Origin of the sequence: Streptomyces sp. NPDC048516 (assembly GCF_043199875.1) — a bacterium.
GTDB lineage: Bacteria > Actinomycetota > Actinomycetes > Streptomycetales > Streptomycetaceae > Streptomyces.
The window spans coordinates 386,752-413,277 of the sequence record NZ_JBICWS010000004.1 but is presented as its reverse complement, the minus strand read 5'-3'; the positions used below and the strand labels follow the sequence as shown (position 1 = coordinate 413,277).

The window sequence follows — 26,526 nt, the reverse complement described above, 5'->3', positions numbered from 1 at the left end:
TCAGTGGGTCTCGGGACGAAGGACCTTGGTCCGGAGGACCGACTCGTTCAGGTTCATCTGACGGTCGAGCTCCTTGACGACCGCAGGCTCGGCCTGCAGGTCGATGACCGAGTAGATGCCCTCGGGCTTCTTCTTGATCTCGTAAGAGAGACGACGACGGCCCCAGGTGTCGACCTTCTCGACCTTTCCGTTGCCCTCACGGACGACGGAGAGGAAGTTCTCGATCAGCGGGGAGACAGCGCGCTCCTCGAGATCGGGGTCGAGGATGACCATCACCTCGTAGTGACGCATGTAGAACCCACCTCCTTTGGACTCAGCGGCCACGGTCGTTCCGTGGCAGGAGGGTCGTATGCGTTCCGCACCGCGCCCGTCCGGTCATCCGGACAGACATAGGCGCAGACCGTACAGAGTACCTGCCTGAAGCCTTCCGGTTGAAATCCGCCCGCTCCACCCCCCAATCTGGAACACAACGGGTGTGAGCGGCGTTACAGTGCGCCGCCCTGTCCTCGGAGGTACCGCATGGCACAGGCAGCACGGACCCAGCGGAATCTGCTCTCGCTGCTCAACAGCGACGGCAAAAGCCATCCCGTCGAGAACACCATCGCCATCGTGACTGTGCTCCTCGGCGCGATCGCCATCTTCACCACGCTCTCTCCCAGCCTGCACCTGGTCAGCTCCTGGGTCGGCCTGATCGGAATCGGCACCGGCCTGTGGGGACAGTTCATCTCGTCGACGACGGGTGAACGCTTCCTGTTGATCATCGGCCTGGGGGCGGCGGCCGTCGGCTTCTACCTCGGCCTGGCGCACGGCGGCCTCTTCGGTGGCCTGATCGGCTAGCCGATACGGCATACGGGGCTCCGTCCCGTATGGCCCAGACGGGGCGCTCCGCGGTCACAGTAGGCTTCGGCGCGAGAGCCGGAGCCCCACCAAGGGGACACACCTGCCGAGGAGCGCCCCGCATGAGCCTGACCCTGAGGACCATCAGCCGAGAGCAGCATCTGGCATATATCCAGAGTCTGCCCGCGGCCAGCCACATGCAGGTTCCTGCCTGGGCGGACGTCAAGGCCGAATGGCGTTCGGAGAGTCTGGGCTGGTTCGACGCGAGTGGCGCGCTGGTCGGCGCGGCCCTGGTGCTCTACCGCCAGCTGCCCAAGATCAAGCGCTACCTCGCCTATCTCCCCGAGGGCCCGGTCATCAACTGGTTCTCACCGAACCTCGAGGACTGGCTGCAGCCGATGCTCAGCCACCTCAAGCAGAAGGGCGCCTTCTCCGTGAAGATGGGTCCGCCGGTGATCATCCGCCGCTGGGACTCCGCCGCGATCAAGTCCGGCATCCAGAACCCGGACGTCAAGCGGCTTCGGGACGTCGAGGCCACCCATATCGAGCCCCGCGCCTTCGAGGTCGCCGACCGGCTGCGGCGCATGGGCTGGCAGCAGGGCGAGGACGGCGGCGCCGGCTTCGGCGATGTGCAGCCGCGCTATGTCTTCCAGGTGCCGCTGGCCAACCGCTCGCTGGAGGACATCCACAAGGGCTTCAACCAGCTGTGGCGGCGCAACATCAAGAAGGCCGAGAAGGCCGGTGTCGAGGTCGTCCAGGGCAGCTACGAGGAACTGGCCGAATGGCAGCGGCTCTACGAGATCACCGCGGAGCGTGACCGCTTCCACCCGCGGCCGCTGGGCTACTTCCAGCGCATGTGGACGGCCCTCAACTCCGAGGACCCCAACCGCATGCGGCTCTACTTCGCCCGCCACGAGGGCGAGAACGTCGCGGCGGCCACGATGCTGATCGTCGGGGGCCACGTCTGGTACTCCTACGGCGCCTCCGCCAACCACAAACGCGAGGTCCGCCCCTCGAACGCGATGCAGTGGAAGATGCTCCAGGACTCCTACGCGCTCGGCGCTTCGGTCTACGACCTCCGCGGCATCAGCGACTCGCTGGACGAGAACGACCATCTCTTCGGCCTGATCCAGTTCAAGGTCGGCACGGGTGGGCAGGCAGCGGAGTACCTCGGCGAGTGGGACTTCCCGCTCAACAAGCTGCTGCACAAGGCGCTCGACATGTATATGTCGCGCCGCTGACCGCTTCACCGCACCGTCCGTACTCCTGACACACCCCAGCCACGAGAAAGGTTCCGGGCCCGGCCATGGCGCTCACCCTCTACGTCGACACCGCGCGCTGGCGGGCGCATCAGCAGAGCGTTCTCCAGCAGTTCCCCGGGCTGGTCCCGGTCTGCAAAGGCAATGGTTACGGCTTCGGCCATGAGCGCCTCGCTGACGAGGCGACCCGCCTGGGCGCCGACATCCTCGCGGTCGGCACGACCTACGAAGCGGCCCGTATCAAGGACTTCTTCAGCGGCGACCTGCTCGTCCTGACACCGTTCCGCCACGGTGAGGAGCCGGTGCCGCTGCCCGACCGGGCGATCCGCTCGGTCTCCTCGGTCGAGGGGGTGGGCGGCCTGGTCGGCGCCCGGGTCGTCATCGAGGTCATGAGCAGCATGAAGCGCCATGGCGTCAAGCCGGAGGATCTGCCGAAACTTGCTGCGGCCATCGAGGACATCCGGCTCGAGGGCTTCGCGTTGCACCTCCCGCTGGACCGTGCCGACGGGTCCGACGCGGTCGAGGAGGTCATCGGCTGGATGGACCGGCTCCGCAATGCCCGCCTCCCGCTGCACACCATGTTCGTCAGCCACCTCAAGGCCGATGAACTCGCCCGACTCCAGCAGCAGTTCCCCCAGACGCGGTTCCGCGCGCGGATCGGTACGCGGCTGTGGCTCGGCGACCATGAGGCCACCGAGTACCGCGGCTCGGTGCTCGATGTCACCCAGATCGCCAAGGGCGAGCGCTTTGGCTACCGCCAGCAGAAGGCGGCCTCCGACGGCTACCTGGTCGTGGTGGCCGGCGGCACCTCGCACGGTGTCGGCCTGGAGTCGCCCAAGGCGCTGCACGGTGTGATGCCGCGCGCCAAGGGTGTGGCCCGGGCCGGTCTGGCCACCGTCAACCGCAACCTCGCGCCCTATGTGTGGGCCGGGAAGCAGCGCTGGTTCGCGGAGCCGCCGCACATGCAGGTGTCGATCCTGTTCGTGCCGAGCGACGCACCGCAGCCGCAGGTCGGGGAGGAACTGGTGGCCCACCTGCGGCACACCACCACGCAGTTCGACCGCCTCGTGGACCGCTGAGCCGGTAGCGCCCGCTCGGAGCACACCAAGGGCCCGGTGCCGCAGACCTTCTCTGCGGCACCGGGCCCTTGGTGCATGGACGGCCCCCTCTGCCCCTTCACTCCCGTACGACGCCCCAGCGCACCTGTGGTGCCCCCTCGAACTGCACCGCGTGCCGGGGACGGTGGTGAGCCCGGCCGAGCACGAATGCATCGGGGCTGCGATCCAGGACGCCGCCCGACGGATCGTCGTCTCCATCCCTGCGGACCACATCGCGCTCCGGCAGCAGAATGTCCCGGACGACCACGGCACACAGATAGAAGGTGCCCAGGAGGTGCAGCACGATGGCCAGCTGGTAGCCCTCAAGCGGCAGGCCTTGGTGCTTGTCTTCGTTGCCTGTGTAGGCGAGGTACGTCCAGATCCCCAGGAAGTACATGACCTCGCAGGCCTGCCAGATCAGGAAGTCCCGCCAGCGCGGCCGGGCCAGTACGGCGAGCGGGGTCAGCCACAGGACGTACTGCGGCGAGTAGACCTTGTTGGTGAGGATGAACAGCGCGACGACAAGGAATGCCAGCTGCGCGAAGCGTGGCCGGCGTGGCGCATACAGGGTCAGCAGGCCGATGGCGCCACAGCCCAGGATCATCAGCAGCGTGGCATAGGTATTGGCGTTCTCCAGCGGGTTACCGGTCCGCTGCGAGATCAGGAGCCAGAGCGAACCGAAGTCGATGGGCCGCTCCTGGCTGAAGGTGTAGAACTTTGCCCAGCCTTCCCGGATGTGGAATCCCGCATGATCGTGCGTGATCATCACCGGCAGGTTCACCACCAACCAGGATGCGACAGCCCCGGCCACCGCCCGCCCGTACGCACGCCAGGCTCCCGCCCGCCAGCACAGCACCAGCAGCGGACCGAGCAACAGCACCGGATACAGCTTCGCCGCGGTGGCCAGCCCGATGAGGACACCGGCCGCAAGCGGGCGGCTGCGTGACCACATCAGCATCCCTGCGGCGGTCAGGGCGATCGCCAGCAGGTCCCAGTTGATGGTCGCGGTGAGGGCAGCGGCCGGCGCCAGGGCCACCATGAGGCCGTCCCACGGGCGTCGCCGGTGGGTGCGGGTCACGCACACCGCGACGACAGCAGCACAGATCATCAGCATGCCGGCATTGACCAGCCAGTAAAGCTGTTCGCGGTGCTGGATACCTCCGCTGTGCGGTGTCATCCAGGAGGCGATCTCCATGAAGGCGCCGGTGAGCACGGGGTACTCCAGATACTCCATATCGCCGGGCAACCGGTCGAAATACGGGAGCAGCCCATCGGCGAAGCCCCGTCCCGCATAGAGATGGGGGATATCGGAGTAGCAGGCGTGGACGTACTGGCTCGTGGCACCGAAGAACCAGCCACCGTTGTAGCAGGGCAGCTTCTGCACCATGCCCAGCGCGAACATGCCGATGGCGACAAGCGCGATGACCCGTACCGGCGTCAGGCGACTGGTCCCGAGCAGTGCGCGCCGGCCGATCGGTCCGCCGATCAGCTCGCTGCCGGCCGCCGCCACCTCATCCCGCCTCGTCGGCCGTACCGGCTCGTCCCGTCGCACGCTCGTCATGGCCCCATCCTGCCGTACGCCCCTGTGCGGAACACGGCGAAGCCCCCGCCCGGCGTGAGCCGGACGGGGGCTTTACGGCTCCACGTTTCACGTGAAACAGCGTTTCACGTGAAACGGCCGGTCAGCCGCCAGAACCACCGAACAGGCCTCCGCCACCGTTCGCGTCCGTGGGCTCAGGTGTCGGACTCGTGCCTCCGGTGTCACCACCCGGTCCACCGGGTCCACCCGGTCCTCCGCCGTTGGCCCCGCCGTTACCGGCTCCGCCGCTGTTCTTGCAGTTGATGTCCCAGGGAGAACATGTGTCCGTCGGGCTCGGGCTGGGAGTGTCCGACGGCGAAGCGGAGTCGCTGGGAGTCCCCGAGGGAGACTTCGAGGGCGTGTCCGACGGTGTGGGAGTCGGCGTCGGAGACGGCATGCCGGCCTCGTCCACCCGTCGCCCGATGGGCGTAGCAGCCGGGAACGGCTCCCCTGTCACTCCGTTCATCGCCTGCAGCATGTACTCGGTCCACACCTCGGTGGGCAGTGCACCACCGTGGATCGAGTCAAAGCCACCGACGCCGTTCATGGACAGCTGACGCGGGTTCTTCGCGTCCTCACGGAACATGGTGACGGCTGTCGAAAGCTGCCTGGTGTAGCCGACGAACCACGCCGACTTGTTCTCGTCGGTGGTGCCGGTCTTGCCCGCCGCCGGCATGTTCAGCCGCTTGGCCAGCTTTCCCGTGCCGTTCTGGATGACGTTCTGCAGCACCTTGGTCACGTTGTTGGCGATGTTGGAATCCATCGCCGTCTCCTGCTTCGGCTTGTCGAAGCCCGGCAGGTCTTCACCCTCGAACGTCACCTTGGTCACCGAATACGGCTCCACCTTCTCTCCCGACTGGGCGAAGGTCGCATAGGCATCGGCCATACGAATCGCGCTCGGAGTGGAGGTGCCCAGCGCAAAGGACGGGTTCAGGTTTTTGTCGAAGCTGGCCGGGGCGATACCCGCGGCTTGCGCCATGTCCCGGACCCTGCGCATCCCGACATCCATGCCGAGCTGCACAAACGGAGTGTTGACGGACTGCTCCATCGCCTTGGTCAAGGGGATGTAGCCCCAGGGGTGGTTGCTCTCGTTCTCCTGGTAGAAGGGCGAGTTATCCCGCTTCGTCACGAAGTTGCCGTTGGCGTCCTTCACCTTGAGGTGGTCATCGCCGTTGTAACGGCTGTCCGGTGAGATGGGACCGTTACTCCTGGCCGTGCCGTACTTCATCCCCGCGGCGAGCACAAACGGCTTCCAGGTCGAGCCGACCGGTACGCCGAAGGTGTCGGCGTTGTTGCTGAAGTGCCCCTTGTCGTACCCCTCACCGCCGTACAGGGCGACGATCTTCCCGTCTCCCGGCACCACGGAGGCACCACCGAACTGGACGTATTTGTCCTTGGCGCGCTTCTTGGGGTCGATATAGCGCTTGTTGACCTTCTTGACCGCACCCTCGAGCGCATTGGTCTTCTTCGCGTCGAAGGTCGTCCGGATCGTGTAGCCACCCTTGTCGAACTGGGCCTCGCTGAGACCCGCGTGCTTCAGCACATACTTCTTCGCGGTGTCCATCATGTAGCCGATCTGGCCGCTCTTGCTGGCCACCGGCTTCGGCAGGTGTGGCGTGGGGAATTTATTCCGGTACTTGTCCCGCTGTGCCTTCGACAGGAGGTGGTTCTCGACCTCGCGGTCCAGGATCCAGGACCACCGAGCCTTGGCACGCGCGGTGTTCGCCGCCCGCGTGGCCCCGGGGCTGGTGCCGCCCGCGGGGTCATACAGGTCCGCGCCCTTGAGCACGGTGGCAAGGAAGGCGCTCTGGTTCGCGTCCAGCTTGGCGGCGTCCACTCCGTAGTACGCCTGAGCCGCTGCCTGGATCCCGTACGCCCCGCGACCGTAGTAGCTGGTGTTCAGATACCCCTGAAGGATCTCGTTCTTGTTCTTCGACCAGCCGACCTTGATCGCGATGAACAGTTCCTTGAACTTGCGGTCAAGGGTCTGCTGCTGGCTCAGCATCGCGTTCTTCACGTACTGCTGGGTGATGGTCGAGCCGCCCTGCGTCTCGCCACCCTTGGCCATGTTGAACACCGCACGTGCGATGCCCATCGGGTCCACGCCCGAGTCCGTCCGGAACGAGGCGTTCTCCGCGGCGATCGCCGCATTCTGCATCGACCGCGGAATCTCATTGATCGTGACGTTCTGCCGGTTCGTCTCACCGTCGCGCGCCATGACCTTGCCATTGGCCCAGAGGTAGACGTTGTTCTGCGACTTGGCGGCCAGGCTCTCGTCAGGAACCTGCACCAGGGCCAGCGCGACGCCGGAGGCCCCCACGATCAGCCCTATGAAACCGACGCTCAGGCTGGTGACCTGTTTCCAGGAGGGCACAAAGCGCCGCCACCCGACGCGGTTGGCACGCGGGTAGTCGATCAGACGCTTCTTCGCAGGCTCTCCACTGCCGCGTCCGCGACCTCCCTCGGGGCCGCCGCCCCCGCCACCGCGCCGGCCTCCGCCGCCACGGCCGCCGGTGCCGCCACCGGCAGCCGTCGCGGAGGTATCGGTCGCCCGCCGACGGCCGCCGCGCTGGGCAGCTCTACGGGCTTCGGCGCGCCCTCCTTGCCGCGGCTCATGACCGGTCGGCTCGGAGTGGGAGGCAGGATCGGCAGCGGAGCCACGCGGAGGGGCTGCACGACGCCCCGGTGGCTGCTGTGCGGCGCGTCGGGCCGCGGCACGTCCGCCACTCTGCGGCTGTGGCGGTTTGCGACGGTGCTCGCTCATGGAACGAATACTCCTCGGGCAGGCGCGCTATCTCGTCGCCTGAAGGCGGCAATTGTCTTCAGGTCCCCCCGATGTACAGCTCGCTCCTGAGGCGCGAGCCGCACTACACCGAGGATGGGGACGCCAGATATCGGCCCACGGTTCCCGGCAGTCTGCATGCCGCACAGACTACGCACGGCCAAAACCTGCCCAGTGTTGAAATTCACTCCAAATCAGTCAGGTTGATGAGAACGATTCGGTGATGTGATGCCGTTCACCGTCCCCCCACTTGTTCAGCCCGGGGGACCGATCTATCGTCTGGATGTATCGAGTCGATACATCAGTACGGCATAAAGAACGCACAGGACCTAGGAGGCGGAGGATGAGCAGACGTTCCGGCATCCTCGAGTTCGCCGTCCTCGGCCTGCTCCGCGAATCCCCGATGCACGGCTATGAGCTGCGAAAACGGCTCAACACCTCGCTCGGGGTCTTCCGCGCGTTCAGCTACGGCACCCTCTACCCCTGCCTCAAGGCGCTGGTCGCGAGCGGCTGGCTCATCGAGGAGACGGAGGGCGCTACGGAGGGCGTTCCGGCCGCGGCGCTGACAGGGCGCCGAGCCAAGATCGTCTACCGATTGACCGCAGCGGGCAAAGAACACTTCGAGGAGCTGCTCGCCCACTCCGGACCGGATGCATGGGAGGACGAGCACTTCGGCGTCCGCTTCGCCTTCTTCGGCCAGACATCTCGGGACGTAAGGATGCGTGTGCTGGAAGGCCGCCGTAGCCGGCTGGAGGAACGCCTCGAGAAGATGCGTACTTCCCTGGCCAGGTCTCGCGAGCGGCTGGACGACTACACCCTCGAGCTGCAGCGGCACGGCATGGAATCCGTGGAGCGCGAAGTCCGTTGGCTGAACGAGCTCATCGAGAGTGAGCGCGCCGGACGTGACCAGCGCGCACCAGGTCCCGCAGCACAGGACAAGAAGAACCAGTCAGGAGATACGGGCGGCCTGCCCCGGCACCGGGGTGGTTCCCGGCCGGACCCGTCCGATGACACCACCACATGAGGCTCTGCTGTGCAGGTCCTCATCGAGAACACAGGGAGCAACCGGAATGGGTTCGGTTCGCGTAGCCATCGTCGGCGTGGGCAACTGCGCCGCCTCGCTGGTACAGGGCGTCGAGTACTACAAGGACGCCGACCCGAAGAGCCGCGTGCCCGGTCTCATGCACGTGCAGTTCGGCGAATACCACGTGCGTGACATCGAGTTCGTGGCGGCCTTCGACGTCGACGCCAAGAAGGTCGGGCTCGACCTCGCGGATGCCATCGGCGCCAGCGAGAACAACACCATCAAGATCTGCGACGTGCCCAACGCGGGCGTGACGGTCCAGCGTGGACACACCCACGACGGCCTGGGCAAGTACTACCGCCAGACCATCGAGGAGTCCCCCGAGGCCCCGGTCGACGTCGTCCAGATCCTCAAGGACAAGCAGGTCGACGTCCTGGTCTGCTACCTCCCTGTCGGCTCCGAGGACGCCGCGAAGTACTACGCCCAGTGCGCCATCGACGCCAAGGTCGCGTTCGTCAACGCCCTCCCGGTCTTCATCGCCGGCACCAAGGAGTGGGCGGACAAGTTCACCGAGGCCGGTGTCCCGATCGTCGGTGACGACATCAAGTCGCAGGTCGGCGCCACGATCACGCACCGCGTGATGGCCAAGCTCTTCGAGGACCGGGGCGTCATCCTGGACCGCACGATGCAGCTGAACGTCGGCGGCAACATGGACTTCAAGAACATGCTCGAGCGCGAGCGCCTGGAGTCCAAGAAGATCTCCAAGACCCAGGCCGTCACCTCCCAGATCCGGGACCGTGAACTGGGCGAGGACAACGTCCACATCGGCCCCTCGGACTACGTGGCCTGGCTGGACGACCGCAAGTGGGCCTATGTCCGCCTCGAGGGCCGCGCCTTCGGCGATGTCCCGCTGAACCTGGAGTACAAGCTCGAGGTCTGGGACTCCCCGAACTCCGCGGGTGTCATCATCGACGCCCTGCGCGCCACGAAGATCGCCAAGGACCGGGGCGTCGGCGGCCCGATCCTCTCCGCTTCCTCGTACTTCATGAAGTCCCCGCCGGTGCAGTACTTCGACGACGAGGCACGGGAGAACGTCGAGAAGTTCATCAACGGCGAAGTCGAGCGCTGAGACGCCCGACGCACCTCGCCTGCGCAGGCCCCCGGGTATTCCACCCGGGGGCCTGCGGGCTGTGTGAGGCTGTGCCTCATGCATGCTGTGCGCGACCTCCGCGTATTACTCCGGCTACGCGACTTCCGTTCGCTCCTTGCCGCACGGCTCCTTTCCCAGGCGGCCGACGGGGTGTTCCAGGTCGCGCTCGCCACCTTTGTCGTCTTCTCGCCCGAGAAGCAGACCTCCCCCGCGGCCATTGCCTCCGCCCTGGCGATCCTGTTGCTCCCGTACTCCCTTCTCGGGCCGTTCACCGGGGTCCTGCTCGACCGCTGGCGGCGCCGTCAGGTCCTGCTGTACGGCAATCTGCTGCGCACGGTGCTGGCGATGGCGACGGCAGCGCTGATCGCGTCACACGCCCCCGACGGGCTCTTCTACGCCTCGGCCCTGCTTGTGACCGCCGTCAACCGCTTCGTCCTGGCGGGGCTCTCGGCCGCGCTCCCGCGTGTGGTCGACGGTGAAGAACAGCTGGTCATGGCCAACTCCCTGGCCCCCACGGCCGGAACGCTCGCTGCCACCGCCGGCGGCGGGCTCGCGTTCGCCATCCGCTTGGCCGGCTCGGATGTGGACGCGTACGTCCTGCTGCTCGCCGCCTCCCTCTACTTCTGTTCGGCCCTCACCGCCCTGCGCATGGCACCGCAATTGCTCGGACCCGATGCGGCACGCCTCCAACCTCACCTGCGCGAGGCCCTGTTGAGCACCATGCGGGGACTTGCGGACGGGCTGCGCCATCTCGCCGAGCGGCGCGCTCCGGCACGGGCGCTGACCGCGATGACCCTGATCCGCTTCTGCTACGGAGCCCTGACGGTCACGGTGCTGATGCTGTGCCGGTACTCCTGGTCCAGCAGCGAGGCGGAGGGCTTGGCTCTGCTCGGGATAACGGTCGGGGTATCAGGGGCGGGTTTCTTCGCGGCCGCTGTGATCACGCCCTGGGCCGTCGCGCGGCTCACCGCGTTCGGCTGGATCGCCTGCTGTGCCGCGATGGGCGCCGTGCTGGTGCCGACTCTCGGGCTGTTCTTCCTGCCGGGTCCGATGCTGGCCGCCGCGTTCATGCTCGGCCTCGGCACCCAAGGGACCAAGATCGCCACCGACACCATCGTCCAGTCGACGGTCGACGACGGCTTCCGCGGCCGGATCTTCGCCATTTACGACGTTCTCTTCAATGCCGCCTTCGTCGGCGCAGCCGCGGTCGCTGCCCTGATGCTGCCTGCGGACGGACGCTCCATCGCTCTGCTGGGCGTGGTGACCGCTTTCTACGCGGTGGTCACCGCGGCGCTGGTCCGCAGCGTGCGCAGGTGAGCCCGCATCCGTCCCCCAAGGTGATCAGGGGTCTGCGGCGAGACGCCCGGACCGGATACCTTACGGACGTCCTACAGCAGCCTGTACACATCAATATCGGGGGAGTTCCATGACGACGCCGCCTCAGGGCCAGCAGCCATACGGCCAAGCACCGTACGCGCAGCCATACGGGCAACAGCCCTACGGACAGAACCCGTACCCGCAGGCCCCGCCGGCACCCCAGGCCCCCTATGGCCAGCCCCAGGGCGGATACGCCTATCCCCAGCAGCCACAGGCTCCATACGCACAGCCTCAGCCTGGATACCCCGCGCCGCCCCAGCAACCCTTCATGCAGGGCGGGGCTCCCGTACCGCCCCCGCAGCCCGCCAAGCGTCATTCCCCGAAGTCGATTCTGAGGGGTATCGGAGCCGTGCTCGGGCTGGTTTTCCTCGCAGTCGCCTGGATCAGCAGCATGGACGACGCGAGCAGCGCCGAGGTCGGTGACTGCGTGAAGAAGTCCAGCAGTTCGCTCGACGATGGCCTTTCGGTGGTGGATTGCGGCACCTCGGAGGCCCAGTACAAGGTGGCCGCGGTGCACGATGACACCTCGGACCCGTCTGTGTGCCCGGCAAATCAGTCCGCTTACACCAAGAGCGTGCACCGACGCCGGGGTTCCGACACCCACATGGTGCTCTGTCTGACCTCAGCGAAGTAGCGCGCGGCAAACGCCCGAGATGCATCATGGGGCGGTGTTTCACGTGAAACACCGCCCCATGTTTCACGTGAAACGTAGGTTCGCCACCCCCGGTTTCACGTGAAACATCAGCGCTGGGTGGCCCACCACTCCTTCAGAGCGGCGATCGCCGCGTCCCGCTCCATCGGCCCGCGCTCCAGCCGGAGCTCCAGCATCTGCTTGTAGGCCTTGCCGACCTCAGGCCCCGGGCGGATGCCCAGAATCTGCATGATGTCGTTGCCGTCCAGGTCCGGGCGGATCGCCTCCAGCTCCTCCTGGTCCTGCAGCCGCGCAATGCGCTCCTCAAGCCCGTCGTAGGCGCGCGACAGGGCACTGGCCTTGCGCTTGTTGCGCGTCGTGCAGTCCGAGCGGGTCAGCTTGTGGAGCCGCTTCAGCTGCGGGCCGGCGTCCCGTACATACCGCCGGACGGCGGAGTCCGTCCACTCGCCCGTCCCGTAACCGTGGAACCGCAGATGCAGCTCCACCAGACGTGAGACGTCCTTGACCATGTCGTTGGAGTACTTCAGGGCGGTCATCCGCTTCTTGGTCATCTTCGCGCCCACCACCTCGTGATGGTGGAAGGAGACCCGACCGTCCTTCTCGAAACGCCGCGTCCTGGGCTTGCCGATGTCGTGCAGGAGGGCCGCCAGCCGCAGCACAAGATCGGGACCGTTCTCCTCGAGGTCGATCGCCTGCTCCAGGACCGTCAGCGAGTGCTCGTAGACATCCTTGTGGCGGTGATGCTCGTCACTTTCCAGCCGCAGCGCGGGCAGCTCAGGCAGAACCTGGTCGGCCAGGCCCGCATCGACGAGCAGCCGCAATCCCTCCCGGGGGTGTGCCGACAGGACCAACTTGTTCAGCTCGTCCCGTACGCGCTCCGCGGAGACGATCTCAATGCGGTCCGACATCGCCTTCATCGCGGCGACGACCTCCGGGGCCACCGCGAAGTCCAGCTGAGCGGCGAAACGGGCCGCGCGCATCATCCGCAGCGGGTCGTCGGAGAAGGACTCCTCCGGCGTCCCCGGCGTGCGCAGCACGCGGGCGGCCAGGTCCTCCAGGCCGTCGTGCGGGTCGACGAACTCCTTCTGCGGCAGCAGCACCGCCATGGCGTTCACCGTGAAGTCCCGACGCACCAGGTCTTGCTCGATGGAGTCGCCGTACGACACCTCGGGCTTGCGGGAGGTGCGGTCATACGCCTCGGACCGGTAGGTCGTGACCTCGATGTCGAACGATTCCTTCTTGCAGCCGACCGTCCCGAAGGCGATGCCGACCTCCCAGACCGCGTCCGCCCACGGCCGGACGATCTTCAGAACGTCCTCGGGCCGGGCATCGGTGGTGAAGTCGAGGTCATTGCCGAGCCGACCGAGCAGCGCATCCCGGACCGAGCCGCCGACCAGGGCAAGTGTGAACCCGGCCTCCTGGAAGCGACGGGCCAGGTCATCCGCGACGGGCGACACCCTCAGCAGCTCACTCACGGCGCGCCGCTGCACATGGTTCAGCGCGTTCGTCGACAGCGGGGTCCGCTCGGGGGTCGGGGCGGGGAGGTCATTGTTGGCGTTCGGCACAACAAAACAGGGTACGTGGCCGCGCAGTGCAAAGCGTCACGTAATAAAGGGGACAGGCCGCGCCCGAGCAAGAGGAAGGGCTGGGCACACGGCCTCTGCGCCGAGATCATGTGGAGCAGTCCCTGGCACGCCGTCGCCGCGCGTCTCGTTACCATTCGTGGACGCACATTCCGAACGACCACTGACGACGACGAGGGACGGGCGAGCGCGTGGCCGAGGCGGCAGGGTTCCAGCGGACTGAACGGCCGCGTGGTCGATGGCTGCGAAGGACCGTGACACTGCTCACTGGAGTGCTCCTTCTCGTGGGGCTGCTCCAGGTTCCGCACGCTTCCTCCGCCCAGGCGGCCCCGACCGGCTCCCGCACGGTCGACGTCACCATCAACTCGATGTCCCCGTCCGCCCCCTCCAAGAGCGACACGGTCACCGTCTCCGGCACCCTGACCAATGACGGCCGCAGCACGATCACGGTTGCGCATGTCGGAATGCACCGTGGATCCGCGCTCGGCGGCCGTAGCTCCATCGAGAGTGCGTCCCGCCGTACCGGCTATCTGCCGGGCACGGACGGCGAGGAGATCAAGGGCCACACCGAGAAGATCGGCAAGCTGGAACCCGGCGTCAGCCGTCCCTTCAGCCTCAGCGTGCCGGCCAAGGACCTCAACCTCGGCGATAACGGTGTGTACCAGCTCGGCATCTCTCTGTCAGGTCGCTCTCCCTCCGCACCCTCCGGGCAGGTCCTCGGCTTCGACCGGACGTTCCTGCCCTGGCAGACGGCCGGAAACGGGAAGAAGACGCAGCTCACCTACATGTGGCCGCTGATCTCCCCCACCCACCTCACCGCCGAGACCGACGCCGATGCCCAGCAGACACCGGTCTTCCGCAACGACGACCTCGCTGCCGAACTCGCGCCCGGAGGCCGGCTGCAGCAGATGGTCGCGCTCGGCAAGAACCTCCCGGTGACCTTCGTCATCGATCCCGACCTCCTCGCGACCGTCGATGCCATGACCAAGACGTACCGGGTCAACGGCCCGGACGGCCCCATGGGCAAGAACCAGGCGGTCGCCAAGCAGTGGCTGCACGACCTCGAAGAAGCAGTCAAGTCGCACCAGGTCGTCGCGCTTCCCTTTGCCGATCCCGATCTGGCCTCGCTCGCTCACCACGGCAAGAGCGTGCCCAGCGCGCTCAGCCACCTCGGCCCGGCCACCGACCTCGCCGACAAGACCGTGGACACGATCCTCGGCGTCAAGCCGCGCACGGACTTCGCCTGGCCCGTCGACGGCGCGATCGACTCATCCATCGTGGATGTCGCGACCTCGGCCGGTGCGCACAACGTGATCACTCGCAGCGACAGCCTGCGGGACGCCGACCGGCTCTCCTACACCCCGACGGCGGCCCGCCCCATCGGCGGCGGCAACACCGCTGTCGTGGCGGACTCGCAGCTCTCACGAGCCTTCGAGGGCGATATGTCGAAGGGCGGAGACTCCGCCCACGCGGTCCAGGAGTTCCTCGCACAGACCCAGATGATCAGCCTTGAGGACCCGGGCCGGCAGCGCAGCATCGTCGTCGCGCCGCAGCGCATGCCGTCGGTCAGCCAGGCCCACGCCATGGCCGCCGCACTGCGAAGCCTGGACGAGTCCGACAGCTGGACCCAGTCACTGAACCTCGGCGGCGCGGCCAAGGCCAAGCCCGACCGCGCGGCCACCCGCCAGGTGCCGAGTGGCGCCGCCTACCCGTCCTCGCTGCGCAGGCAGGAACTCCCCGTCAACGCCTTCCGGCAGATCCAGGGCACCCAGTCCGCCCTGGACGACTTCCAGGTGATCCTGGCCCAGCCGGAGCGCGTGGTGACCCCGTTCGGCAACGCCATGATGCGGGAGATGTCGACGGAGTGGCGAGGCAATGCCACCGGCGCCACAACGTACCGGCACGCCGTACGCAGCTACCTCGACGGTCTGAGCAAGAAGGTCCATCTGATCCAGAAGTCGGGGGCGACGCTCTCCGGGCGCAGCGCCACGATTCCGGTGACGGTGCAGAACAACCTGGTCCAAGGCGTCAAGGACATGACGCTGAAGCTGACCTCGTCCCAGCCCAACCGTCTGGACGCGGGGAAGTCGCAGCAGATCACGGTGGACGGCGGGCACAGCCAGTCGTTCAAGTTCGACACCACGGCGAACGCCAATGGCCGGGCATGGGTCACCGCCCAGCTCTACACGGCTGACGGAAAGCCCTACGGTGACCCCATGATGTTCCAGGTGAACGTCACGGAGATCACCGCAACGGTGATGCTCGTCATCGCGGGCGGCGTGCTCCTGCTCGTCCTCGCCGGTGTGCGGATCTACCTCCAGCGCAAGCAGGCGGCCGCCCGCCGGGCCGAGGACGGGTCCGACGGTGGCGGACCCGATGACGACCCAGGCACGGACGGCGACAACGGCGGCACCGACGGCGACGAGCCGGAGCAGCCGAGTGACCCCACGCCGGACACCGGATCGGAAAGCTCCGACCCGTCCGGCTCAGGTGAGAAAGTGGACCGTTGATAGATGGCGGGGCCGGATGGCCGGCGACGGATGAGGTGGGGCAGCGATGAATGCGCCGTACGACGGTGACCGGGGCCGGGGCGCCAACGGCGACCCCACGGGACCGGTGCCTCCGACGCCCCCGCCGCCCGCGGACCAGGACCCGTACGCCCAAGACCCGTACGCCCAGGATCCCTATGTCCAGGACGCCTACCGCAACGACCCGCACCGCGCCCAGGACCCGACGGCTCAGGATCCGGTGACCGAGGCGCTCTACGACCGCGCCGCGCACCCCCCGCCGCCGCCCGGGCAGCCCGCGCATCCGCTCTACCAGCAGCCTGCTGCGGGCAGCCACCCGCCAGACCCGCAGCTGTGGGCCACACCCCCGGCGCCTGAGCCGCAGGGCCCGACCCGGAATCTCCCGTATGGCGACGCCGCGGCGACGACGCAGTTCGTGGGTGTGGACGACCTGATCACCCAGGCTGCCGACGAGCGTCCGGAGCCCGACGCCTTCGCCCATCTCTTCCAGGACCAGCAGTCCTACGAGCCCCAGCACCCCGCTCCCGCGGCGGCCGCCCCCTCGGCGCCCCCGGGGCCCGGACCGGAGGCCGTGCCCCAGCAGACCGCGCCGGAGCCGGCCCCCGTGGCGGCGGCCGGAAAGCCCTCCGGCCGCCGCGCCTCCGGCCTGCTCAAGTCCAGCGCGGTGATGGCCGCCGGCACGATGGTGTCGCGTCTCACCGGCTTCGTCCGCTCGGCACTGATCGTCGCGGCCCTCGGTGGCGCGGTGCTCGGTGACTCCTGGCAGGTCGCGTACCAGCTTCCGACGATGATCTTCATCCTGACCATCGGCGGCGGCCTCAACTCCGTCTTCGTCCCGCAGCTGGTGCGCGCGATGAAGGAGGACGAGGACGGCGGCGAGGCCTACGCGAACCGGCTGCTGACGCTGGTCATCGTGGTACTCGGCGTGCTCACGGTCCTGGCGGTCGTGGCGGCGCCGCTGCTGGTGAAACTGGTCTCCTTCGACATCTCCCGTGACCCGGCGGCCAACGAGGTCGCGGTCGCGTTCACCCGCTACTGCGTACCCACGATCTTCTTCATGGGTCTCCATGTCGTCATGGGACAGATCCTCAACGCCCGCGGCCGCTTCGGCGCGATGATGTGGACCCCCGTCCTCAACAACATCGTCATGATCGCCACCTTCGGCCTGTTCATCTGGGTCTACGGCACGGCGAAGACCTCGCACATCGGCGTCACCACCATCCCCGACGAGGGCATCCGGCTCCTGGGAATCGGCACCCTCCTCGGGCTCGTCGTCCAGGCCCTGGCGATGATCCCTTACCTGCGCGACGCCGAATTCAAGCTCCGGCTGCGCTTCGACTGGCGCGGCCACGGCCTGGGCAAGGCCGCCAAGCTCGCCAAATGGACCGTGCTGTTCGTGCTGGCCAACCAGGCGGGCGTCCTCGTCGTCACCCAGCTCTCCACCTGGGCCGGCAACACGGCCAACGACCAGGGGCACCCGGGCACCGGCTTCATCTCGTACGCCAGCGCACAGCTGATCTGGAACATGCCGCAGGCGATCATCACCGTCTCCGTGATGGCGGCGCTGCTGCCGCGGCTGGCACGGTCCGCGCACGACGGAGACACCGGCGCCGTCCGGGACGACATCTCGCAGGGCCTGCGCACCTCCGCCGTCGCGATCGTCCCGATCTCGTTCGGCTTCCTCTCCCTCGGCATCCCGCTGTGCACGCTGGTCTACGGCTCGTCCGGCGCCGGTGTCCCGATGGGCTACATGCTGATGGCCTTCGGTGTGGGCCTGATCCCGTTCTCGGTGCAGTACGTCGTCCTGCGCGCCTTCTACGCGTACGAGGACACCCGCACGCCCTTCTACAACACGGTGATCGTCGCGGCCGTCAACGCCGCGGCCTCCGGCCTGTGCTTCCTGGTACTGCCCGCCCAATGGGCCGTGGTCGGCATGGCGGCCTCCTACGGCCTGGCGTACATCATCGGCGTGGGCGTGGCGTGGCGCCGTCTGAGCAAGCGCATGAACGGTGATCTCGACACCGCTCATGTCGTGCGGACCTACGCACGGCTGGCGGGCGCCAGCATCCCGGCCACGATCATCTCGGGAGCCGCGGTGTACGGGATCATGCAGGCGCTCGGCACCGGTGTCCTCGGATCGCTGGCCGCTCTGATCGCCGGTGCCGCCGCACTTCTGGCCGTGTTCTACGTGGCTGCACGCAAAATGCGCATCGAGGAACTGAACGCCCTGGTCGGCATGGTCCGGTCGAAGCTTGGGCGTTGATTGAGCACAACCATCGACTGCCACCGTGTGTCGTGCATAGTGGCGGACTGTGGGCACAATTGTCTTGGCTCATTGAGCCTGCAACGGATGGGGAGGCAGGAACGACGGTGGCGGAACGGAGCACGGCTGCCGTCGACGTGGCTGACACGAGCGGTGAGGAACCGCTGACCGCCAAGGCGGGTAAGGCCACGGACGACGGTGCTAAGGCCGAGAAGGTATCCGGCAGGGAAAAGGACGCCGAGGGCACCGACGAGGAGCGTGCCGCGGCGATCGAAGCCCAGCCACCGGAACTGCACAGCGGCCACAAGCTTGCCAGACGCTACCGCCTCGAGGAGTGCGTCACCCGTCTGGACGGATTCAGCAGCTGGCGTGCGGTCGACGAGAAGCTGCGCCGCGCCGTCGGCGTGCACATCCTGCCGGCCGATCACCCCCGGGCCCGGCCGGTGCTGTCCGCCGCCCGTTCCTCGGCGCTGCTGGGCGACCCCCGGTTCGTCCAGGTCCTGGACGCCGTCGAGGAGAACGACCTCGTTTACGTGGTCCATGAGTGGCTGCCGGACGCCACCGAGCTCACCACGGTGCTCGCCAACGGGCCGCTGGAGCCGCATGACGCCTACCAGCTCGTCAGTCAGGTCTCCCAGGCCATGGCCGCCGCGCACCGCGAGGGCCTGTCCCATCTGCGGATCACCCCCGGATCGGTGCTGCGTACGGAGTCCGGGCAGTACCGCATCCGCGGTCTGGCCGTCATGGCGGCGCTGCGCGGCATCACCTGCGAGCACCCGCAGCGCACGGACACCGAGGCGATCGGGGCGCTGCTCTACTCCGCGCTGACCCAGCGCTGGCCGTACGAGAACGACGCCCACGGCCTCACCGGCCTGCCCAAGGGCGTCGGGCTGATCGCACCCGACCAGGTGCGCGCCGGTGTGCACCGCGGGCTGTCCGAGCTCGCCATGCGCGCTTTGATCAACGATGGCGCCACGGCTTCCCGCCAGGAGCAGCCGTGCACCACCCCGGAGGAGCTGGCCAAGGCCGTCGCGGCCATGCCGCGCATCCGGCCTCCGGAGACCTCTTTCGCCACGCCTCCGCCGTATCAGCGCACGGGATACCAGCAGGGCAACTACCGGCAGCCGTCGGCTCGCCCCGCTCAGGCGAGCCATGCGACCCAGCCGGTCGCCACTCCGCCGCCTCCGCTGCAGAGCCGCACCGGCCGGGCGCTGAAGTGGTCCGTCTCCGCGCTGCTGATCGCGGCGCTGGGGCTGGGCAGCTGGCAGCTGGCGGACACCCTGTTGAAGCGCGAGAAGGACCGCGACGATCCGGCCAACTCGCAGCCGAGCAGTGGCGGGGCCAAGAAGCCCCAGAGCAAGCCGATCAAAATCGTGGAGGCGGGGGAGTACTACCCCGACGGCCAGCCGCAGCACGCAAACCAGGCGCGGGACACGATCGACGGGAATCCCAGCACCTACTGGGGCAGCAAGGGCTATCACGAAGGCCCTGACCTGAATCCAGCCTTCAAGAAGGGCGTCGGTCTCGTCTACGACCTCGGCTCGGAACAGCAGATAAGCGGCGCATCGATCGGCCTTCACTACACCGGCGATCACACGACCGTGACGCTCTATGCCGCCGATTCACTCTCCTCTTCGCAGCCGCTCAGCTCCATGCACCGGCTCGGAACGGGCAGGACGTCGGGCTCGTCTGCCAAGGTCAAGCTGAAGCAGCCGGCAAAGGCACGCTACGTCGTGGTGTGGATCACCGCGATGCCGTATGCGCCGGGTGACGGGTACAGCAGCGCCGGGTACCGGCAAGGTGTGACCGAGGTGTCCTTCACCGGCTGAGCGGAGTGAAGGACGGCACGACTGTCCAGGACGCCGCGTGGGGCTCCGGTCCGGTATTCCGGCCGGAGCCCCACCCCCTTGGGCGCCACTCCGTGCGGACCGTCCACGTGAGAACGGCGCAAATCGGCCACCCGCCTGCACACCGCCGCCTTTCGACAGCATTTACATTCATGACCTGGCGGGCTTCAATTGGACCGAGATCAGGCAGCTACGGCCGGGGGGCCCGTGTCCACCGAGAGCGACAAGGCTTCGATACAAAGCGACGCCGATCTCCTTGCCCTGCACGTGAAGGGCGACCCCGACGCCTTCGGGGAGATAGTCCGCCGCCATCGCGACCGGCTCTGGGCGGTGGCACTGCGCACCCTCGGTGACCGCGAAGAGGCTGCCGATGCCGTGCAGGATGCCCTGGTCTCCGCCTATCGCGCAGCCCACACCTTCCGCGGGCAGTCTGCTGTGACGACCTGGCTGCACCGCATCACCGTCAATGCCTGTCTGGACCGGGCGCGTAAGGCCGCCTCGCGGCGCACCTCGCCCGTTGCCGAGACCGAGCGGCTGGAGCAGCTCCTCGAACCCCAGGAATCCGCCGCAGCACCCGCCGAGCGCCAGGACCTGCACCGTGAGCTGCTCAGTGCCCTGCGTACTCTCCCCGAGGAACAGCGTGCAGCGCTCGTCCTCGTCGATATGCAGGGCTACCCCGTCGCAGAAGCCGCAGCGATCCTCGGCATCCCCACCGGCACGGTGAAAAGCCGCTGTGCACGAGGCCGCGCCCGACTCCTCCCCTTGGTCACCCATCTGCGCGCCGACAACGGGGATAGCAAACCCACGAGCGGGGGAAGGAACCGGGCGCAGGGGACATCCGTCCCACCGACGGCAGGACCGAACGACACAGGTGCCGTGAAGGGCGGAGGTGGGCGAGCGTGACGTCGATGACCGGCACGGATGAGCACCCCACAGGTGAGCACCCGGAAGTCTCCGAGCTCTCTGACCTCACGGACGGGCTGCTGCCCCCCGCTCGCAGCGCAGATCTGCGCCATCATCTTGCCGACTGCCCGTTGTGTGAGGACGTCTATACGTCTCTGGAAGAGATCCGAGCGCTGCTCGGCACCCTTCCCGGCCCGATCCGCATGCCGGCCGATGTGGCCGGCCGCATCGATGCCGCCCTCGCCGCCGAGGCACTGCTGGACGCCACCACTCCCGCCGCCACCGTTCATGTTTCACGTGAAACAGCCACCGCCCCCTTGTCGGTTTCACGTGAAACCGACAATGAGCCTGCCCACCGTGCCGGGCCGGCCGCCCGGCCTGCCGGACGGCCCCGGGGGTCCTCCGGGCCGGGTCGGCAGTCGCCCGGAGGCCGTTCGCCCCGTTCACGGCGCTGGCCCCGCATTCTGCTCGGCACCGCAGCCGCCGCGGCCGTCTTCAGCTTCGGCGGTCTGCTGATCCAGAACGCCGCTGTCGACGGCTCCCAGGCAGGCCCCCATGGCCGGGCCACCGCCACCCCCGAGAAGACCACAGAGGCAGCGGGCCTGACCGCCGCCACTCTTGGTTCGCATGTACACGACCTGCTGGCCTCAAAGGGCTCGCACAAGTCCCCGGACATCGGCACGCGCACCTCTCCCGAGTCGACGCTGCGCGGCGGCGCCGACACCGTGCCCTCGTGTGTCCGCCTGGGCACCGGGCGGACGGAGGCACCGCTTGCGTCCACCCACACCCGGTACCAGGGCAAGGACGCCTACCTCGTGGTGCTGCCGGATCCGTCCGATGCACAGCGCGTCTCGGCCTTTGTCGTCAGCTCCTCCTGCGTCTCTGCCACACCACCGGCTCCCGGAAAGATTCTGCTGTCTCACTCGTACCAGCGAGACTGAGCGGCGAGCAGTGCGCTGTGACACTCCGGGAATGCTCGCCCCGTAGGATCCGTTGGGTGGGGTGAGAGTTCCGAGAGCCCCAGCAAGCAGTCGGCAGAGACAAGGAAGACACCCGTGAGCGACGTCCGCAACGTGATCATCATTGGCTCCGGGCCCGCGGGCTACACCGCAGCGCTCTACACCGCCCGCGCGTCCCTGAAGCCGCTGGTCTTCGAAGGTGCCGTCACCGCCGGAGGCGCGCTGATGAACACCACTGACGTGGAGAACTTCCCCGGTTTCCGCGACGGCATCATGGGGCCGGACCTGATGGACAACATGCGCGCCCAGGCGGAGCGCTTCGGCGCCGAGCTGGTGCCGGACGACATCGTCTCGGTCGACCTCTCCGAGGAGATCAAGACCGTCACGGACACCGCCGGCAACGTGCACCGCGCGAAGACCGTGATCGTCAGCACCGGTTCCCAGCACCGCAAGCTCGGCCTTCCCCGTGAGGACGAGCTGTCCGGCCGTGGCGTCTCCTGGTGCGCCACCTGCGACGGGTTCTTCTTCAAGGACCAGGACATCGCCGTCATCGGTGGAGGCGACACCGCGATGGAGGAGGCCACCTTCCTCTCCCGCTTCGCCAAGTCGGTCACGGTCGTCCACCGCCGCGACACCCTGCGGGCCAGCAAGGCGATGCAGGAGCGTGCCTTCGCGGACCCGAAGATCAAGTTTGTCTGGGACAGCGACGTCGCCGAGATCCACGGTGAGAGCAAGCTCTCGGGTCTGACACTGCGCAACCGCAAGACCGGCGAGACCTCCGAGCTCCCCGTCACCGGCCTCTTCATCGCGATCGGCCATGACCCGCGGACCGAGCTGTTCAAGGGGCAGCTGAAGCTCGACGACGAGGGCTACCTCAAGGTCGATGCGCCCAGCACCCGGACCAACCTGACGGGCGTCTTCGGTGCCGGCGATGTCGTCGACCACACCTACCGTCAGGCGATCACTGCCGCCGGTACGGGCTGCTCCGCCGCCCTCGACGCCGAGCGATTCCTCGCTGCACTGTCGGACAGCGAGGCGGCCGAGCCGGACAAGACCGCCTCCGTCTGATCCGCGCACCCAGCTTTCCCACCACCCACCCAGTAAGGAGATTGCCATGGCCGGCGCCACGGTGACCGTCACGGACGACAACTTCGAAGAGGTCGTTCTCAAGAGCGACAAGCCTGTCCTTGTGGACTTCTGGGCCACCTGGTGCGGCCCGTGCCGCCAGGTCGCCCCGTCCCTGGAGGCAATTGCCGCCGAGCACGACGAGATCGTCATCGCCAAGCTGAACACCGACGAGAACCCGGCCACCACCGCCAAGTACGGCGTCATGTCGATCCCGACCATGAACGTCTACCAGGGCGGCGAGGTCGTGAAGACCATCGTCGGTGCCAAGCCGAAGGCGGCGATCGAGCGCGACCTGTCGGACTACCTCGCCTGACGCGCGCCACTCCGTTTCACGGAAAACGGGCCTGCCCCACCAAAGGGCGGGCCCGTTCTCTGTTTCACGTGAAACCGCACGGCCTACAAAGGTCGCAGGGCCGGTTCCTTCTGCACGGCTCCCAGCAGACGGTCGAGAGCCAGCTCGACATCTTCCTTCCACGAAATCGTGGTCCGCAGCTCAAGGCGCAGCCGAGGAAAGCGGGGATGGGGCCGTACGGTTTTGAAGCCGACCGCAAGGAGGTGATGGGCGGGCAGCACACACGCCGGCTCGCTCCAGCGGGCATCACCAAAGGCCTCGATGGCTTTGAAGCCTCGCTGGATGAGGTCCTTGGCGACCGTCTGGACCATCACCCGCCCCAGCCCCTGACCTTGGTAGCCAGGGTTCAGCCACGCCGTCAGCAACTGCACCGCATCCGGTGAGACCGGACTGGTGGGGAAGGCCGTGGAGCGCGGCACATACGCCGGCGGGGCGTACATCACGAACCCGACGGGCACCTCGTCGACATAGACCACCCGCCCGCAGGACCCCCACTCCAGCAGTACTGCCGAGATCCAGGCTTCCTTCTCAAGCTCCGGGCGTCCCGCCTTTACCGCGGCCTCGCCGCTGACGGGGTCGAGCTCCCAGAAGACACAGGAGCGGCAGCGCTTGGGAAGGTCCGGAAGGTTGTCCAGCGTGAGCGGTACGAGCCGACGGCCCATGGAACAAGGTCCTCGCTTCCCTCACCTGCCGCACCACGAAGCGCCGTCAGCGCCGCCTGCTCTCTGAGCAGACCACCAACGAATCCTCCGACAGCTGCGAGGCCGAACCCCGCTGCCAACAGTCCGGTGCGACTCACCGATTGCATGGCCCTCTCCTCGGTGTGAGGTCTCTCCACATGGATGCGTGCCATACCCGAACGCATCGTATCCACCCTTTACGGGCACGGGTACCGCAAGAGAGCAAAGGGCGGGCCGTGTTCCGGTATGAACTCCGGAACACGGCCCGCCCAGGAGCCGAGAGCTTCAGCTCACTCTTCGTCGTCGTTCTCCTCGGCCAGCGACTGGCCCAGGACGCGCCCCTCACCAGGGGCGAGCGTGCCGAGGATGCGCTCCAGATCGTCCATCGAGGCGAACTCGACGACGATCTTTCCCTTCTTCTGCCCCAGGTCGACCTTCACCCGGGTCTCGAAGCGATCGGACAGCCGGGAGGCCAGGCCCGTCAGCGCAGGAGACACCCGGGCGCCCGCACGCGGCCCCTTGGCCTTGCTCGCGCTCTTGGGGGTCGACCCCATCAGCGTCACGATCTCCTCGACGGAACGGACCGACAGTCCCTCCGCCACGATGCGGCGCGCGAGGTGGTCCTGCTCTTCCGAGTCCTCCACGGACAGCAGAGCGCGGGCATGTCCTGCGGAGAGCACACCTGCGGCGAGCCGCTTCTGCACGGACGGCGAGAGCTTCAGCAGCCGCAGCGTGTTGGAAACCTGCGGCCGCGAACGCCCGATCCGGTCGGCCAGCTCGTCATGCGTGCACTTGAAGTCCTTCAGCAGCTGGTCATAAGCGGCTGCCTCTTCCAGGGGGTTGAGCTGTGCCCGGTGGAGATTTTCCAGAAGCGCATCGAGCAGCAGCTTCTCATCATCCGTGGCCCGCACGATCGCTGGAATCTTGTCCAGGCCGGCCTCACGGCACGCCCGCCAGCGGCGCTCGCCCATGATGAGCTCATACCGCCCCGGTCCCGTCTGCCGGACCACCACCGGCTGGAGCAGGCCCACCTCCTTGATGGAGGTGACCAGCTCGGCAAGGGCGTCCTCGTCGAAGACCTCACGCGGCTGGCGCGGGTTCGGCTTGATCGCATCCAGGGGCACCTCGGCGAAGTGTGCGCCTGCCACTTCCGAGACGCCCGCCGACGATGCCTCCGATCCTGCCGATGTTTCCGTTTCACGTGAAACACCGTGCGTCGGAAGCGACGTCACCTTGGCGGCCGCCACTCCTCGTTCCGGGGCCAAGACCGGTGCGGACGACGATGACGCCGCTCCCTGCCCCGTAGGCCCGACATGGTCCGTGCTCTGCGGTGCCGCGGGGATCAGCGCACCGAGCCCACGGCCCAGGCCTCTACGTCGTTCGCTCACTGAGTCCCCTCCGAGATGCTGTGCTGTGCTTCATAGTTGACGCTGAGGCCCTGGACCCCGGTCTGCGGGGCCCCACGCAACGCGATCTCTCGGGCTGCTTCGAGATACGAAAGCGAGCCACTGGATCCCGGGTCATAGGTGAGCACCGTCTGCCCATAGCTGGGTGCCTCGGAGATGCGCACCGAGCGGGGAATGCTGGTACGGAGCACCTCGTGGCCGAAGTGACTGCGCACCTCGTCGGCGACCTGGGAGGCCAGCCGGGTGCGGCCGTCGTACATGGTGAGCAGGATCGTCGAGACATGGAGCTTGGGGTTGAGATGCCCCCGCACCAGATCAACGTTCCGGAGCAACTGGCCCAGCCCCTCCAGCGCGTAATACTCGCACTGAATCGGGATCAGTACCTCGGCGCCGGCCACCAGAGCGTTCACCGTCAGCAGGCCGAGCGAGGGCGGGCAGTCGATGAAGATGTAGTCCAGCGGCTGTTCATACGCCTTGATGGCTCGGTCCAGCCGACTCTCACGAGCCACCAGCGAGACCAGCTCGATCTCCGCACCGGCCAGGTCGATCGTGGCGGGCGCACAGAACAAGCCCTCGACATCCAGGACCGGCTGTACGACATCGGAGAGTGGCTTGCTCTCCACCAGTACGTCGTAGATAGAGGGCACCTCGGAGTGGTGGTCGATGCCCAGAGCCGTTGACGCATTGCCCTGGGGGTCGAGGTCGATCACCAGAACCCGGGCACCGTGCAGGGCCAAGGAGGCCGCCAGGTTCACCGTGGTCGTGGTCTTGCCGACCCCGCCTTTCTGGTTGGCAACCACCATGACCCGAGTCTGTTCAGGCCGGGGCAGCCCCTCACCCGCGCGGCCAAGTGCCTCCACCGCCAGCTGAGCTGCACGACCGATCGGGGTGTCGTCCATCGGGGGCGGCGTTTCACGTGAAACGTCGTCCCCGAACGACTCGCTACGGGGACCGGGGACCGGATCGGTCATCGGTCCCGCGATGTTGGCGTCGGACCGCAAGGATTCACTCTCCTCGACATCAGGCTCGCAATGTTCAGAGCCTGCCATGCTTTCGGTGTCGCGAACCAGTGAGGTCCGTTCTCCTGTGGACGAATCCACTTCTGTGGATACTTCGCTGA

Annotated in this window: 22 protein-coding genes; 14 read left to right on the top strand and 8 right to left on the bottom strand. The window is 67.4% G+C overall.

What is annotated here, in order from left to right:
- The gene (rpsF, locus tag ACGFR7_RS11430) at positions 1-291 is read right to left on the bottom strand and encodes a 30S ribosomal protein S6 (protein ID WP_006604399.1); all 291 of its coding nucleotides are present in this window, start codon (positions 289-291) and stop codon (positions 1-3) included.
- A gap of 228 nt (positions 292-519) precedes the next feature.
- Here rpsF and ACGFR7_RS11425 point away from each other — a divergent pair, with 228 nt between their 5' ends.
- The 3 genes from ACGFR7_RS11425 (at position 520) to ACGFR7_RS11415 (ending at position 3,175) form a co-directional block, all read left to right on the top strand.
- The gene (locus ACGFR7_RS11425) at positions 520-837 is read left to right on the top strand and encodes a hypothetical protein (protein ID WP_393316346.1); all 318 of its coding nucleotides are present in this window, start codon (positions 520-522) and stop codon (positions 835-837) included.
- A 122-nt stretch (positions 838-959) separates the two neighbouring features.
- Positions 960-2,078: a lipid II:glycine glycyltransferase FemX gene (locus ACGFR7_RS11420; RefSeq protein ID WP_393316344.1), complete on the top strand. Its 1,119-nt coding sequence runs from the start codon at positions 960-962 to the stop codon at positions 2,076-2,078.
- A gap of 65 nt (positions 2,079-2,143) precedes the next feature.
- Positions 2,144-3,175: an alanine racemase gene (locus ACGFR7_RS11415; protein WP_393316341.1), complete on the top strand. Its 1,032-nt coding sequence runs from the start codon at positions 2,144-2,146 to the stop codon at positions 3,173-3,175.
- A 97-nt stretch (positions 3,176-3,272) separates the two neighbouring features.
- Here ACGFR7_RS11415 and ACGFR7_RS11410 read toward each other — a convergent pair whose 3' ends face one another.
- The 3 genes from ACGFR7_RS11410 to ACGFR7_RS11400 all read right to left on the bottom strand — a co-directional run bounded on the left by ACGFR7_RS11410 (position 3,273) and on the right by ACGFR7_RS11400 (position 7,388).
- Positions 3,273-4,754, bottom strand: a complete 1,482-nt coding sequence (locus tag ACGFR7_RS11410) for a glycosyltransferase family 87 protein (RefSeq protein ID WP_393316338.1) — start codon at positions 4,752-4,754, stop codon at positions 3,273-3,275.
- A gap of 121 nt (positions 4,755-4,875) precedes the next feature.
- Positions 4,876-7,146, bottom strand: a complete 2,271-nt coding sequence (locus ACGFR7_RS11405; protein WP_393316335.1) for a transglycosylase domain-containing protein — start codon at positions 7,144-7,146, stop codon at positions 4,876-4,878.
- A 41-nt stretch (positions 7,147-7,187) separates the two neighbouring features.
- Positions 7,188-7,388 (bottom strand): hypothetical protein, encoded by a 201-nt coding sequence (locus ACGFR7_RS11400; protein ID WP_393316332.1) that lies wholly within the window; start codon positions 7,386-7,388, stop codon positions 7,188-7,190.
- A gap of 509 nt (positions 7,389-7,897) precedes the next feature.
- Here ACGFR7_RS11400 and ACGFR7_RS11395 point away from each other — a divergent pair.
- The 4 genes from ACGFR7_RS11395 to ACGFR7_RS11380 all read left to right on the top strand — a co-directional run bounded on the left by ACGFR7_RS11395 (position 7,898) and on the right by ACGFR7_RS11380 (position 11,739).
- Complete coding sequence (locus ACGFR7_RS11395; protein WP_393316329.1) at positions 7,898-8,578, top strand: PadR family transcriptional regulator; 681 nt, start codon at positions 7,898-7,900, stop codon at positions 8,576-8,578.
- Between the two features lie 46 nt (positions 8,579-8,624).
- A complete protein-coding gene (locus tag ACGFR7_RS11390; RefSeq protein WP_393316326.1) occupies positions 8,625-9,707 on the top strand; it encodes an inositol-3-phosphate synthase in 1,083 nt (360 codons plus the stop codon).
- Positions 9,708-9,785: 78 nt separating this feature from the next.
- Positions 9,786-11,045, top strand: a complete 1,260-nt coding sequence (locus ACGFR7_RS11385) for an MFS transporter (RefSeq protein ID WP_393316324.1) — start codon at positions 9,786-9,788, stop codon at positions 11,043-11,045.
- A gap of 409 nt (positions 11,046-11,454) precedes the next feature.
- Entirely contained in the window at positions 11,455-11,739 is a 285-nt protein-coding gene (locus ACGFR7_RS11380) for a hypothetical protein (protein WP_393316321.1), read from the top strand.
- 107 nt (positions 11,740-11,846) lie between these two features.
- Here ACGFR7_RS11380 and ACGFR7_RS11375 read toward each other — a convergent pair whose 3' ends face one another.
- On the bottom strand, positions 11,847-13,322 hold the full coding sequence (locus tag ACGFR7_RS11375) for a CCA tRNA nucleotidyltransferase (protein WP_393316318.1): 1,476 nt from the start codon (positions 13,320-13,322) through the stop codon (positions 11,847-11,849).
- 272 nt (positions 13,323-13,594) lie between these two features.
- Here ACGFR7_RS11375 and ACGFR7_RS11370 point away from each other — a divergent pair, with 272 nt between their 5' ends.
- The 7 genes from ACGFR7_RS11370 (at position 13,595) to trxA (ending at position 23,281) form a co-directional block, all read left to right on the top strand.
- Positions 13,595-15,850, top strand: a complete 2,256-nt coding sequence (locus ACGFR7_RS11370; RefSeq protein WP_393316315.1) for a DUF6049 family protein — start codon at positions 13,595-13,597, stop codon at positions 15,848-15,850.
- 46 nt (positions 15,851-15,896) lie between these two features.
- The gene (murJ, locus tag ACGFR7_RS11365; RefSeq protein WP_393316312.1) at positions 15,897-18,131 is read left to right on the top strand and encodes a murein biosynthesis integral membrane protein MurJ; all 2,235 of its coding nucleotides are present in this window, start codon (positions 15,897-15,899) and stop codon (positions 18,129-18,131) included.
- Positions 18,132-18,238: 107 nt separating this feature from the next.
- The gene (locus tag ACGFR7_RS11360; RefSeq protein WP_393316309.1) at positions 18,239-19,960 is read left to right on the top strand and encodes a serine/threonine protein kinase; all 1,722 of its coding nucleotides are present in this window, start codon (positions 18,239-18,241) and stop codon (positions 19,958-19,960) included.
- Positions 19,961-20,185: 225 nt separating this feature from the next.
- Complete coding sequence (gene sigM / locus ACGFR7_RS11355) at positions 20,186-20,881, top strand: RNA polymerase sigma factor SigM (RefSeq protein WP_393316306.1); 696 nt, start codon at positions 20,186-20,188, stop codon at positions 20,879-20,881.
- Positions 20,878-21,822, top strand: a complete 945-nt coding sequence (locus ACGFR7_RS11350) for an anti-sigma factor family protein (protein ID WP_393316303.1) — start codon at positions 20,878-20,880, stop codon at positions 21,820-21,822. The genes sigM and ACGFR7_RS11350 overlap by 4 nt, the downstream gene beginning before the upstream one ends.
- A 114-nt stretch (positions 21,823-21,936) precedes the next feature.
- Positions 21,937-22,908, top strand: coding sequence for a thioredoxin-disulfide reductase (gene trxB, locus ACGFR7_RS11345; RefSeq protein WP_311622972.1), 972 nt, complete (start codon positions 21,937-21,939; stop codon positions 22,906-22,908).
- 46 nt (positions 22,909-22,954) lie between these two features.
- Positions 22,955-23,281 carry a thioredoxin gene (gene trxA, locus ACGFR7_RS11340; RefSeq protein ID WP_030075727.1) on the top strand — a complete coding sequence of 109 codons (327 nt, stop codon included), beginning with the start codon at positions 22,955-22,957 and terminating at the stop codon, positions 23,279-23,281.
- 83 nt (positions 23,282-23,364) lie between these two features.
- Here trxA and ACGFR7_RS11335 read toward each other — a convergent pair whose 3' ends face one another.
- The 3 genes from ACGFR7_RS11335 to ACGFR7_RS11325 all read right to left on the bottom strand — a co-directional run bounded on the left by ACGFR7_RS11335 (position 23,365) and on the right by ACGFR7_RS11325 (position 26,455).
- Positions 23,365-23,982, bottom strand: coding sequence for a GNAT family N-acetyltransferase (locus tag ACGFR7_RS11335; RefSeq protein WP_393316299.1), 618 nt, complete (start codon positions 23,980-23,982; stop codon positions 23,365-23,367).
- Positions 23,983-24,290: 308 nt separating this feature from the next.
- Complete coding sequence (locus tag ACGFR7_RS11330; RefSeq protein WP_393316296.1) at positions 24,291-25,388, bottom strand: ParB/RepB/Spo0J family partition protein; 1,098 nt, start codon at positions 25,386-25,388, stop codon at positions 24,291-24,293.
- Positions 25,385-26,455, bottom strand: coding sequence for an AAA family ATPase (locus ACGFR7_RS11325; protein WP_393316293.1), 1,071 nt, complete (start codon positions 26,453-26,455; stop codon positions 25,385-25,387). Before ACGFR7_RS11325 ends, ACGFR7_RS11330 begins: the two co-directional genes overlap by 4 nt.
- Positions 26,456-26,526 lie beyond the last annotated feature (71 nt).